Source organism: Kribbella sp. NPDC004875, from assembly GCF_042873375.1.
Classification (GTDB): Bacteria; Actinomycetota; Actinomycetes; order Propionibacteriales; family Kribbellaceae; genus Kribbella.
In genome coordinates, this window is record NZ_JBIALI010000003.1 from 298,505 (window position 1) to 310,103 (window position 11,599).

Sequence of the window (11,599 nt, forward strand, 5' to 3'; positions counted from 1 at the left end):
CAAGGGTGGGAGACGAGATGACGGCGGTGGATGATCAGCCGGTTCCGGCGGTGACCGGCTCGCTGCTCGGACGGGTCGCGACGTACGCGGAAGCACAGCTGCGACCTCGGGCGCTCGAGACCGATCGCGGCAGCGTGACGGACAGCACAATCCGGGAACTCGGACAGCTTGGCACGCTGAACCATCTGGCCGCGGCAGAGTACGGCGGCGCGGACCTCGATCGGGCCGCGGACCGTCAACTGCACGAGATCATCGCCGGCGCCTGCTTCAACACCTGGCTGGTCTGGGCCCAGCACGGCCCACAGGTCGGCCGCATCCGCCAGGCCGCCGAGGACGCGAGCCGCGAACTCGACCCGGAGCTGACCGCTCGGATTCTGCGTGGGGAGGTGTTCCTGGGCGCGGCGTTGAGCGACGTACGGCGGTATCCCGACAGGTATGTCGCGGCGCATCGGACCTCGGACGGCTGGCTCTTCGAAGGGACGATCTCGTGGGTCAGCGGCTGGGGTCTCAACGAGTGGCTTGGCGTGGCCGGCGTCGACAAAAGTGACCCGGGTGGGCCGCGCGTGGTCTACGGACTGGTCCCGGTCGGCGAGGGCGTCGACGCGCAGCCGCTGCGGCTGAGTGCGGCGGGTGGGAGCCGTACCGAACGTGTGACGCTCAAAGGGATCGCCGTACCTGAACGGCACATCATCGCCGCGCAGGACCTGGAGAGCTGGCGCGCCGCGGACATCGCGGCCGCTGCCGATGCGCGTCCACATCATTTCGGGCTAGCGGCAACGGTTCTGGACGAGTTGCGTACGTCGTCGCATCCCGCGGCCAACCGGGTTGCCGACACATGGGCGCCGCGGGTGGCGCGGATCCGGGAGCAGGCCTACGCGATCACCGACGAGGTCGCGGCGGCCGGACCGGCTGCTCCGCAACGCATCGAGGAGCGGCTCGCCCTCAAGGTCGCCAGCGGTGAAGCACTCGCCACCCTCACGCGCGCACTGCTCGTAGCCCGCGCCGGCCACGGCCTGACCGACGACGACACGGCCCAACTCCACGCCCGCTCAGCCCTCTTCGTACTCGTCCAAGGCCAAACCGCCGCCGTCCGCGAAGCCCAACTGAGCGCTTTGGCCGGTTGATCGGCTTGTCCGGCGGCGGCTCCTCTGAGTCTGGCGACCCGTGCGGACCCCAGCCACTCACGAAGCACGGTCGCAAACGCAATTCGACCGCCCGCCAGGCGCGAACACAGGCATCAAGCCTCGGTTGATGAGTGGCACACGTCCGGCGGCCCCGCGCCAGGCCGACTGTTCGGCTCCGCGCGGACCGCCGTCCGCACCTCGGGCTAGACACCGAACGCGCGCAGGAACGTCTGTACGGCGTTGTCCGTGACCTCGTCGAGCTCGGCCTTGCTCAGCGTCCGCGTGCCGAGGCGCGAGCGGGTCTCCAGTGGCGCGGTCAGCAGTGCGCCGAACTGTTCGGCGGCCATGGCCGGGTCCGTGATTCGCAGCTTCCCCGCCAGAGCCAGGCGGGCCAAGCGGTCGGCGAGCGCGTCGTTCACCTTGTCGGTCGCGCGGTCCCGGACGATGTCCTGCAGCTCCGGCATGCTCCCGAACTCGGCGTACAGCAGCCGGCGCAGTGCCCACGACTTCTCGTCGCAGTAACACTCGGCAAGCTCCCGGCCGACCTCGGCGAGCGCCGCGGCCGGCTCCCGGTCCGGGCGCAGCGACTCGACCGCCGCCAGATTGCGGGCAAGGGCGTCGTCGGCGAGCGCGGCGACCGCGGCGCGGAACAGCGACTCCTTGTCGCCGAAGTGGTTGTAGATCGTGTGCTTCGCGACACCGGCGGTGGCCGCGACGGTGTCCACGCTCGCCTGGCGGTACCCGTCCCGGGCGAAGACGGTGAAGGCCGCGTCCAGGATCGCCTGGCGCTTGTCGATACGTCCGCGCGCGGTTGTCACCCGGCCAGGGTAACCTGCTGAACTCAGGCGTACAGTAGATTGCACTGACTAGTGCATTTGGAGATTGTGATGATCGTGAATCTGTTACGGATCCGGTTCAAGGATGGCGTCACCGTCGAGGAGCAGGAGGAAGTGCTGGCGGTGATGCGCCGGACGGCGTCGCTCGAGCCCGTCGCGTTCGGTGCCGTCGGCAAAGACTTCGGCAACCCGGCGGACGGCTTCACCCACTCGTACCTCGCGGCGATCCCGGACCTGGAAGCACTCGAGCGCTACATGCACGACCCCGTACACATCAGCGGGGACGAACTGATCCTGAACAAGCTCGAGCAGATGAGCGCCGTCCGCTTCACCGACGACAGCGACCCGGAGCTCGGCAACGCCGTCTATGAGATCGCCGCCCGCAAGATGCAGCAGTACCCCGATTGGGCCCGCCGCATCGACGAGCTCTTCGGCGCCCACGTGTAGCAGTCAGCGCAGTTCGAAGCCTCTGTCCTGGAGGGCCGCACGGAGATGCTCGCGGCCCTTCAGGCCGGCGACGGCGCCGAAGCGGGTGATGACGCGATCGATCCAGCCGGACGGAAGGCCGACGGTGATGTAGAAGTCGTTCAGGAGTTGCTCGTAGGTCTCCACGTGGGCCGCCTGTTGCTGGAGTTCGTACTGCTCGTGATGCAGGACCGCCCCCTGCGGCAGACGTGGCTTCACGGCTGTCGCGTCGAACTGATCCGGGCGACCAACAGTCAGCCCGAAGACGGGAAAGATGTGCGAAGGCAGGCCGAGTTCGTCAGACACCTCCAGCGGGTGATTGCGGATCGCCCCGACGAGTGGTGACATGCCTAGCCCGCGCGAGGTCGGCCAGCCAGACCAGGAACAGCGGTGCCTGCGCGATGAAGTTCTGCTCGCCGGCCAGTTTCGCCAGCCGGGTACGACGATCCGCGTCGCGGACCGCGACGACGCTCCACAGCTGCAGATTCCCGGACGTCGGAGCCGACTGCGCCGAGTGACGGACCTGGACGGTCTGGCGGGGATGTCTGCGCCTGCTCCAGTTCCCGATCTCAGTGCCAGATCCGCATGGCGCCGAAGGAGGCGTCCGGCATCCGGATGCGCGCACCCGCCCGCCCGGGCCGCACGGCTTCCAACAGCGCTTGCCGTACGTCGGCGACGGTCACTCCGTCCGGGTGCGGCCGGGCTGCGCGAGTAAGGGCGGTGGAGTCTTTGGCGTGCGGGGCGCACGCGACTAAGTGCTTGAGGTCGGCCAACAATGCGGCTGCTCAGCAACGCTAACGTGCCGCCGATCGCAACCCACCGCCGGAACTGCAGTCGCTCGTCGCGGGTCTCGGCCCGAAGCAGATCAACCATTCGCCGCGCCGTGACGAACCGAGGCCACGGATCCCGGTTCGAGGATGCTCGAGAACTCGAGCTCGAGCTCGTGTCGTTGCCGCGTGAGTTCGCGCCGGCGCGGTCCATCGGCAGTCAGATATGCCTGTCGCAGCTCCTCCCCCAGCTCGGTCAGCGCGTGAAGAAGCTGGTGGCCGGTCACAGCGACGTCGTCGACTCGGCCGGGCCCAGCGGCGACTACTCCGGGATCAGCGTCACGCTCAAGTCCACTGCGCCGGCCGCCACGCTCGACCAGCTGAAAGCCGATGCCGGCGTGCCGGTCATCGTCGACGGCGTCGCCGACTCCGTCGACCTCAGCGGCCGCGACGCGGCGTACACGTGCCCGAGCCCCGCGCTGCCGATGCCAGCGGCGCGAAACTCCTTCTCGTCGGAGACGACGCTCAGCTGTCCGCCGCCGATACCGGCGGCGCCTTCCGTCTCATCGCCAAGGACACCGAGGCCGCCGAACTCACCGATGTCTGGCGCTTCACCAACCCGTGGGAGCGCGACGCCAGTCTCGCCCTCCGCGCCGGCAACCGCGCAGCAATCGACGCCTACGACGACCACGACCGCCTAACCGCCGGCTCCAGCGACCAGATGGAGGACGCCGCTTACAAGGCCTGGCTTGCCGACACCAACACGGGAAAAGCCAGCCTCCTCATCGCCGCTGACAACATGACCGTCGCCCGCCTGAATGCCCGCGCTCGCCTCGATCGCATCATCACCGGCGAAGTCGAACCCGACGGCATCGAACTCCACAACGGCAATCACGTCGGTCTCGGCGATCACATCGTCACCCGCCTCAACAATCGCCGCCTCGCCTACGGCAGCCGCCAATTCGTGAAGAACGGCGACAGCTGGACCGTCATCCAACGGTGGTCCGATGGCTCGCTCACTGTCCAGAACCACACTGGGGAGACCGTCACGCTGCCCGGCGCCTATGTCCAGGAGTCCGTCGAGCTCGCCTACGCCACCACGGCCCACCGAGCCCAAGGCACCACCGTCGACACCGCCCACCTACTCGTCACCGAGCAACTGACCCGGGCACTGATGTACGTCGGCATGACCCGCGGACGCGACACCAACACGGCCTATGTCGCGACCCATCAGAGTTGGTCAGATCTCCACGAGCCCCATCCCGAACAGACCATGCAAGACGTCCTCGAAGCCGTCCTCAACGTCCCCGGCGTCGAACAATCAGCTCACGAAGTCATGCGTCGAGAACTTGACAACGCGACCCGCCTCGACCGGCTCATACCGATCTACGAGCACCTCTGCCAGCTCGATGCCCGCAATCGCTGTAACGCCGCCGCAGCGACCAGCGGGCTGAGCAGCGCCGATCAAGCCGCCCTCGAGGCGTCTTCTGCGTACGGCGCCCTCGTCGCTGAGCTGCGCCGAGCAGAGGCCATCGGTCTCAACGCGACAGAGACAGTCCACCAAGCAGTGAATCAGTCCCGGTTGAGCGACGCCAACGACCTCGCGGCGGTTCTCCATACGAGAGTTGAGCGCCTGGTCACCAGATCACTCAACCGCCCCGACCAGCAGCCGATCCTGCTTGCCGGGCTAGTCGCTCCAGCCACCAACGTCACCGACCCGACGCTCATCGCGCCGCTCCACGAACTCGAAGCCCCAAATCATCGATCGCGCAAACCACCTGGCTTGGCTGGCTCGCAACGAATCCACGCCCTGGTACCAGGCCCTCGTCCACCACGTGTCCCCATCTACCGAGGCCTTCGCTTCCCTCGTCCGCGACGTTGCCAGCTACCGAGAGCTGTACAACATCCACGGGACCGGAATCCTCGGAAGCCAGCCGTTCGACGTCGAGGCGCGGCAACGGAGAACCTACGATCGCCTCGCCAAGCGCATAGCCAGGGCGGCAACCAGTCCGCTCGACAAGCGGCCGCTATCTGCACATGCTGCCCCTGCAGACATCGATCTGACCTGCTGATGCCAGACACCCGCCAGAACCAGCCCATGTCTGTCACCCAGCGGCCTCGTTCGACGCTCCCATCTCCTGCGGAGCACAGGACATCGTTATGCACTGTCGCTGTCGCGATCGGGTTTACGTTTGCCTTGACCGAGGTAGCATCGCGAGTCGAACGTCTTCGCCATGAACGTCCTGATCACGAAGTCGGACACACCCCAACGTCCCGACGCTGCCGTCCGCAGTAGTGAAGGCGTTGCCGTCGGGGGTCCATTCGTGGGTCACGCGTCCGGTGACGTCGTTTTGGAGGGACCAGGACAGCCAGGGACCGTTGGGGTCGATGGTGGTTGATCCGTCGGAGTTGGTGGTGGTGACTTGGCCGGTGTAGCTGAGGCCGACGGGTTCGCCGGTGTTGTCGATGGTGTTGGTTTGGGTGATGCCACCGGGCAGTTTCTGGGTGATGAGGGTGCCGGCAGCGTCGTACGCGGCGGTGGAGGTCCAGGTGGAAGCTGCGGTGGTGACGATGCCGCGGTGTTCGGTTTTCCTTGCTGCGTCGGTACTTGCCTGAAGGCGTCACCCGCAATGAACACGCTCAGGAGCCGGCAGGCGTGATTCAACTGGTGATCGCCGATGCCGTCGGAATACCCCAGGTGGTCTGTCGTCAGCCGCATCGTTGTGAGAGCGGCGTGACGTCAGTGGATTGCGAAAACGGCGAACACCGCAGCAACCAAAGCCCCGGCAATCATTGCGATCTGTGCACTCCGCACGCGTCTGTTGATGCGTCTGTCTTCCGCCGTCATGGGCTCTTCGTCGCTCCGTTCCCGCAACATGAGGTCGGTCATGTAGACGAGACGCCCACCAGTGACGAGCAAGGCGTACCAAATGATTCCACACACGATCAGGAGCGTCTTGGAGGCGGAGAACTCCTGCGCCACGCGGGGGTAGAGCACCGATGGGATGGCCAGCCAAGACGCTATAACGATCAACGCCTTCGGAGTGCCGATGTGGCGTCGATCGCCCCAGACGGACGCGACGACGAGGGCCGCCGTGATCCCTGCCAGCACAAGCATGATGACGATCACGGCGACTCCTCGGTCGTACGGGGGCGATCGGTACAAGTCGCGACCCCGGTTGCGGCGGTACGGCTCGGCCCTCGGATTCCGCAACCTCACCAACTACATCGCCAGATCCCTACTCGAAACCGGCGGATTCAGACCCCAACTAAACCCTCAAGCGTGAAGAGCCCCAAAACATCAGGCTCACGACCGGAGGCTTCTCGAGCAATCCCGCCATCCTCACGACTTCGTGCGTCGGCGGTCGCGAGCCTCAAGCGTTAGGCCGACGATCCCGGAGTAGATCGCCCAGACCACGAACAACAGCAGGCCGGCAACAGCGCCGTACCAGAACGCATCGGCCGGTCCGTGGTTGCCTGTGACCCAGCTGATCAAAGCCCAACCTCCACCAGCAAACCCTGCGACTGCTACGCAGAGCAGGACAGTGCGCAGGGACAGGGTTCCACCTGCCGAGCCCATCAGCCGGTACGTCCATCGGGGCGCCTCGATGAAGACTCTCCGGCACAACACCCGCACGCTGCTCCTCCGCACACATGAGGTCAAGACCAAAGACCGTAGTTGCTGTAACCATTGGCTCCCCAGCGGCCCATGTACCGCGGCCGATGCTGCCGGAACGCTCGGCGGTGACTCACCGCGCCGTACCTGGCAAGTCCTATGCCGCCGCCTGGCCGCAGCCATCGCCATCGCCATCGCCAACTCGAACCCATTCTACCGCGCGGCGTCCACCGCTGACGGTACTTGACCCGAGCCATCCGGATCGGCTTAATGCGGCCCAGAAGAAGGTCTGTGCCGATATTGACGGCAGCCCTGCGTCCGCTGATTTCTTTCTTCCTCCATCGGTAGACGTTAAAGGCAGAGCTGGCGGCGAAGGCGACCGCGCCTGCGGCGAAGCACAAGCGCACCAGTCGCCCTGGCTGTCCATTTCAGGAGGTGCCTGACGCGCGATCGCCTACTGCTGATCCCAGTGGTTGATCCACTTAGATCTGGCGGCGACAGCGCCCCCATGAGTCCCGCCTGAATCACACCAACAGCCTGCGAACCCCGCAATGTCAGCAATCAAGAGGTTCTGACCGCGACCAAACCGCCCACAGGCTCGGTCGCGTCGGCGTTCGGAGTATGACGAATGGCGGGATCAAATCCAAGGTGAAGAGCAGCCGACGCAACACGCCATCGGCCACATCACCGTATGCTCCGCATCCTGCTCGACCTCTGATAGAGAAGAAGCGGTAGCACCAACACCCAGCAGCTCAACGTGTCGTGCCAGCAACGCCGTCGGTGGTGGTGACTGTGTGTTCAGCCGCCCTGTCCCCGTTCCGTGCCGCCGTCCTGTCTCTGGCGATCAACCATTCCCGCAGACAAACCCTCCTGCCGACCACGTCTGGCCGCGCGTCGTCAGCACCGCATCCGCGCTCCACACCGACGAGCCCGACCGCCCACCGCCCGAGGCCGACGCGAGCAGCAAATGTTCCTGGATACTCGATACGGACATGACCTGCTGCTGCTCCTCAGAGATTACGGATCCGCAGGGCACCCGGCAACAACATCAGCCCAGCAGTAGACTCACGACTGGAGAATCCCCGAGCAATCCACTCACCCTCATGACCTCCTGGGCCGCCGGTGTCGGCAGAGCTCCGGGATTCGCGCAATCAGTCGCGTTTCACCCATTCGTAAAATTGCCTGCTGGAGTTCATTTCAAGGTCGCCGCGCATCGCTTCCAATGAGAACCAGTCAGGTTCGGCAAAGTCGGTTCCTGAAATTTGACCGAGCGAATCTCGGGGCACGCCACTGAGATCATCCAACTGAAGAGTTGCCGACGAGGTTTCGAAGGACAGACGCAGGACGTCACCAACGCCAGGGACACTGATATCCATCAATGCGATGCCACTGCCGACGGCTGTCGTTTCCAGCGCCACCCGAAGCAGATCACATTCATGCAGGTCACCTTGAACACTCGACAGCGGCTCTATGATCCACCATCCCGACCTGGAGTCAAGCCAAATTTCTAAGGGAAAACGCATCAGCAGCTCCACTTCCTGCGGGCACAGTACCAATAGACCCGGTTGACGTGCCGCCTTTTCATTGGCTTCACGTTACGCTTATCCCAACGCCCCCACCCGCTAGGAGATCGAGGATTCCGCTTGGGAAGACATTCGTCTTTGCGCTCCTCAAGAACGACAAGGAGCGTTTCGTTCCGATGGCTCCCGCACTCGCGAAGGTCGTCAAGGGCCACCTCGAGCGGTTTGGAGCGACAAGTATCTCGCTGCCGTGGGAGCAAGTCGACGGCGACGTGCAGGAACACGACCTGATCTTCAGTTGGCCGGATGGCAGACACCTCACGGCCCGTCTGCATGACGAACTCGTGTGGAAGCCTGCTCTCGCAGCAGTTGGCGTGATCCCGCCGCCCTACAAGGACAGCCGCGGACGCCGGCGGTTCAAGACCGACCGCACGACCGGGCTGCATGCGCTCCGCCACTACTTCGCCAGCATCACGCTCGCGGACGGCGTCAACATCAAGGAACTTTCCGAGTACCTCGGCCACCACGACCCGGGCTTCACGCTCCAGATGTACACGCATATGCTGCCGTCGTCCTACGACCGCGCCCGGCAGGCTGTCGACCGGCGGCTGACGCGACTTGCGCGGCGGCTGACGGACCAGTCACGGACCAGGACGGAAACCGGACCAGAACACGCGCCTCCGGACCCGGGCCTTGGGCTGCTCTAGCAAGAGGTCCATGAGTGGCGAGAGCCCTTTTAACAAGGCTATTTGAGCTCGGCGGAGGTTTTGCCGAGGAGGCGGCGGGCGACGATTAGTTGTTGGATTTGTTGGGTGCCTTCGAAGATGTCGAGGATCTTGGTGTCTCGGGACCATTTTTCGAGGAGGTGGTGTTCGGAGTAGCCGAGGGGGCCGGTCAGTTCTACGCAGCGGAGGGTTATGTCGTTGGCGGTGCGGCCGGCTTTGGCTTTGGCCATGGAGGCTTGGAGGGAGTTGGGGTGGCCGTTGTCGGCCATCCAGGCGGCCTGGAGGGTGAGGAGGTAGGCGGCTTCCCAGTCGGCTTCCATCGCGAGGTACGTCGCGGCCGCGGCGGGCTGCTGGTGGGCGGGGCGGTCGTAGTCGATCTCGACGCCTGCCTCGGACAGCAGGTCGCGGGTGAGTTCGAGGGCGGCGCGGGCGCAGCCGACGGCCATCGCGGCGACCAGCGGGCGGGTGTTGTCGAAGGTCTGCATGACCCCCGCGAACCCCTTCTCCGCATCCACCTCAGGCGAGCCCAGCAGGTTCTCGCGCGGCACCCGGCAGTTCTCGAAGCGCAGCGTGGCGGTGTCCGAGGCGCGGATCCCCAGCTTGTGCTCCAGCCGTTCCACCGTCATCCCGGGCGTGTCCTTCATGACCACGAAGGACTTGATCGCGGCGCGGCCGAGGGTCTTGTCGAGGGTGGCCCAGACGACGACGGCGTCGCAGCGGCCGCCGGCGGTGACGAAGATCTTCTCGCCGTTGAGAACGTAGGCGTCGCCGTCGAGACGTGCGGTGGTCTGGATGCGGGCGGAGTCCGAGCCGCAGTCGGGCTCGGTGATCGCCATCGCGGCCCAGAGGCCGTCGAAGCGCTGGAGTTGTTCGTCCGACGCGACGGACGCGATCGCCGAGTTGCCGAGGCCCTGGCGCGGCATCGACAGCAGCAGTCCGACGTCGCCCCAGCACATCTCCATGATCGACAGCACCGACGACAGGTTCGACCCGTTGACGACGCCGTCATCGGCGGCCGCGGTACGCCGTACCCCGGACGCGCCCGCTCCGGAACCGGTGCCTGAGGCCCCTAGTCCGTCGACCATCGCGGCGAGCATGTCCAGTTCGACCGGGTACTCGTGCTCGGCGAGGTCGTAGCGGCGCGAGTTCGGCCGCAGCATCTCGGCCGCGACCTGGTGCGCCTGGTTGACGAAGGCGCGGAACTTCCGGGGCGTCTCCAGGTTGATCATCAGACCAGCACCGCACCTTCCATCACGCCGACGGCCCGCAGGTCGCGGTACCACCGCTCCACCGGATGCTCCTTGACGAACCCGTGCCCGCCGAGCAGTTGTACGCCGTCCGTCCCGATCTGCATGCCCTTCTCGGTGCACAACCGCCGCGCCAGCGCGACCTCGCGAGCGAACGGAAGCCCTTGTGAGGCACGCGATCCGGCCCGGTACGTGACGAGCTTCATGCCCTCGAGCTCGATCCCGATGTTCGCGACCATGAACGCCACCGACTGGCGATGGCTGATCGGCTCCCCGAAGGCTTCCCGCGAGTTCACGTACGGCGTGACGTAGTCGAGCACCGCCCGCGCCGTACCCAGGGCCAGCGCGCACCACCCGAGCCGCGACAACCGCACGCACTCGGCGTAGTCCTCGACCGACCCCAACGGGACCGCCGGTACGTCGCTCAGGATCACCCGGCTGAGTGACGCCGCGCGCAGCCCCATCGACGGCTCGGCCTCGATCGTGACGCCGGGATGGTCCGGCTCGACCACGAACAGCCGCGGCCCGGCATCGGTCTGCGCGCCGATCACGAACAGTTCCGCGTCGGCGGCCCGAGGGACCAGTGACTTCACGCCGTTCAGCAGCCCACCTGTGTACCGCGTCTGCGGCGCGAACGGATCGAACAACGCGCGCGGCTCGAGCAACGCCAGCGCGGCGGCCGGGACCGACGATCCGGTGAAGGCCGGCAGGTACGTCGCCTGCTGCGTCTCGTCACCCCACAACGAGATCGCGGTACTCACCGCCGACGGCGCGAGGCACGCGACGGCCTGGCCCATGTCGCCGTGCGCGAGCGCCTCGGCGACCAGTACGCCGGTCATCTCGGACCGCTCGGTCACGATGCCGCCGAGCTCCTCGGGTACTTCGATCAGACTCAGCCCGAGCTCGGCGGACGACTCCAGCACCTTGCCGTCGGTCGCGCACTCCACATCGGCGGCGGATGCGGCCGGCCGCAGTACGTCGGACGCGAACGAACGGACGACGTCGACCATCATCTGCTGGTCGTCGGTCGGCGTCAGGTCGAACCGCCCACTCCCCGGCGCCGCCGGCAGCCGTGACGGCGACGCCAGCTTCGAGGCCGCGGTGAACCGCCGGGAGAGCGCTCCTGCTGTCCGGAATCCGGTCTTGGTCGCCTCGAAAACCACCCGTTCGGCCGGTTTGCGCAGCCTGAAGCGGTCGATCGCCCGCCACTGGGCCAGCCGGTTCAGGAAGGCGACTCCGACGCCGATCGCGTCCCGCCGCCCGCGCGTCCGCTCGTCAAGGCTCATGCGGCTACTGTAA

At 66.2% G+C, this 11,599-nt stretch carries 12 protein-coding genes; 4 read left to right on the plus strand and 8 right to left on the minus strand.

Annotated features, from left to right (window positions below):
- The first annotated feature begins 17 nt into the window (after positions 1-17).
- Positions 18-1,124 (plus strand): acyl-CoA dehydrogenase family protein, encoded by a 1,107-nt coding sequence (locus ACFYRH_RS18595; protein WP_387776103.1) that lies wholly within the window; start codon positions 18-20, stop codon positions 1,122-1,124.
- A gap of 203 nt (positions 1,125-1,327) precedes the next feature.
- On the opposite strand, the gene ACFYRH_RS18600 is transcribed toward ACFYRH_RS18595, so the two are convergent.
- On the minus strand, positions 1,328-1,942 hold the full coding sequence (locus tag ACFYRH_RS18600; protein ID WP_387776106.1) for a TetR/AcrR family transcriptional regulator: 615 nt from the start codon (positions 1,940-1,942) through the stop codon (positions 1,328-1,330).
- Between the two features lie 69 nt (positions 1,943-2,011).
- Here ACFYRH_RS18600 and ACFYRH_RS18605 point away from each other — a divergent pair, with 69 nt between their 5' ends.
- Positions 2,012-2,407, plus strand: coding sequence for a Dabb family protein (locus ACFYRH_RS18605; RefSeq protein WP_387776109.1), 396 nt, complete (start codon positions 2,012-2,014; stop codon positions 2,405-2,407).
- A gap of 3 nt (positions 2,408-2,410) precedes the next feature.
- Here ACFYRH_RS18605 and ACFYRH_RS18610 read toward each other — a convergent pair whose 3' ends face one another.
- Positions 2,411-2,731, minus strand: a complete 321-nt coding sequence (locus ACFYRH_RS18610) for a hypothetical protein (RefSeq protein ID WP_387776112.1) — start codon at positions 2,729-2,731, stop codon at positions 2,411-2,413.
- Positions 2,724-3,050 carry a nitroreductase family protein gene (locus ACFYRH_RS18615; RefSeq protein ID WP_387776115.1) on the minus strand — a complete coding sequence of 109 codons (327 nt, stop codon included), beginning with the start codon at positions 3,048-3,050 and terminating at the stop codon, positions 2,724-2,726. The genes ACFYRH_RS18610 and ACFYRH_RS18615 overlap by 8 nt, the downstream gene beginning before the upstream one ends.
- 605 nt (positions 3,051-3,655) lie before the next feature.
- On the opposite strand from ACFYRH_RS18615, the gene ACFYRH_RS18620 reads away from it, so the two are divergent.
- Entirely contained in the window at positions 3,656-5,488 is a 1,833-nt protein-coding gene (locus ACFYRH_RS18620; RefSeq protein WP_387776118.1) for an ATP-dependent RecD-like DNA helicase, read from the plus strand.
- A 444-nt stretch (positions 5,489-5,932) separates the two neighbouring features.
- Here the strand turns inward: ACFYRH_RS18620 and ACFYRH_RS18625 are convergent, their stop codons facing one another.
- The 3 genes from ACFYRH_RS18625 to ACFYRH_RS18635 all read right to left on the minus strand — a co-directional run bounded on the left by ACFYRH_RS18625 (position 5,933) and on the right by ACFYRH_RS18635 (position 8,343).
- A complete protein-coding gene (locus tag ACFYRH_RS18625; RefSeq protein ID WP_387776121.1) occupies positions 5,933-6,322 on the minus strand; it encodes a hypothetical protein in 390 nt (129 codons plus the stop codon).
- A 213-nt stretch (positions 6,323-6,535) separates the two neighbouring features.
- On the minus strand, positions 6,536-6,688 hold the full coding sequence (locus ACFYRH_RS18630; protein ID WP_387776124.1) for a hypothetical protein: 153 nt from the start codon (positions 6,686-6,688) through the stop codon (positions 6,536-6,538).
- A gap of 1,271 nt (positions 6,689-7,959) precedes the next feature.
- On the minus strand, positions 7,960-8,343 hold the full coding sequence (locus ACFYRH_RS18635; protein ID WP_387776127.1) for a hypothetical protein: 384 nt from the start codon (positions 8,341-8,343) through the stop codon (positions 7,960-7,962).
- Positions 8,344-8,378: 35 nt separating this feature from the next.
- Here ACFYRH_RS18635 and ACFYRH_RS18640 point away from each other — a divergent pair, with 35 nt between their 5' ends.
- Positions 8,379-9,035, plus strand: coding sequence for a tyrosine-type recombinase/integrase (locus tag ACFYRH_RS18640; RefSeq protein WP_387776130.1), 657 nt, complete (start codon positions 8,379-8,381; stop codon positions 9,033-9,035).
- 38 nt (positions 9,036-9,073) lie between these two features.
- Here the strand turns inward: ACFYRH_RS18640 and ACFYRH_RS18645 are convergent, their stop codons facing one another.
- Positions 9,074-10,282, minus strand: coding sequence for an acyl-CoA dehydrogenase family protein (locus ACFYRH_RS18645; protein ID WP_387776133.1), 1,209 nt, complete (start codon positions 10,280-10,282; stop codon positions 9,074-9,076).
- Positions 10,282-11,586, minus strand: coding sequence for an acyl-CoA dehydrogenase family protein (locus ACFYRH_RS18650; protein WP_387776136.1), 1,305 nt, complete (start codon positions 11,584-11,586; stop codon positions 10,282-10,284). The genes ACFYRH_RS18645 and ACFYRH_RS18650 overlap by 1 nt, the downstream gene beginning before the upstream one ends.
- Positions 11,587-11,599 lie beyond the last annotated feature (13 nt).

What these genes read in the sequence shown, in the direction of transcription:
- ACFYRH_RS18595 (WP_387776103.1), top strand. Translation starts at nt 18, where the DNA reads ATGACGGCGGTGGATGATCAGCCGGTTCCGGCGGTGACCGGCTCGCTG.
- ACFYRH_RS18605 (WP_387776109.1), top strand. Translation starts at nt 2,012, where the DNA reads ATGATCGTGAATCTGTTACGGATCCGGTTCAAGGATGGCGTCACCGTC.
- ACFYRH_RS18645 (WP_387776133.1), bottom strand. Translation starts at nt 10,282, where the DNA reads ATGATCAACCTGGAGACGCCCCGGAAGTTCCGCGCCTTCGTCAACCAG.
- ACFYRH_RS18650 (WP_387776136.1), bottom strand. Translation starts at nt 11,586, where the DNA reads ATGAGCCTTGACGAGCGGACGCGCGGGCGGCGGGACGCGATCGGCGTC.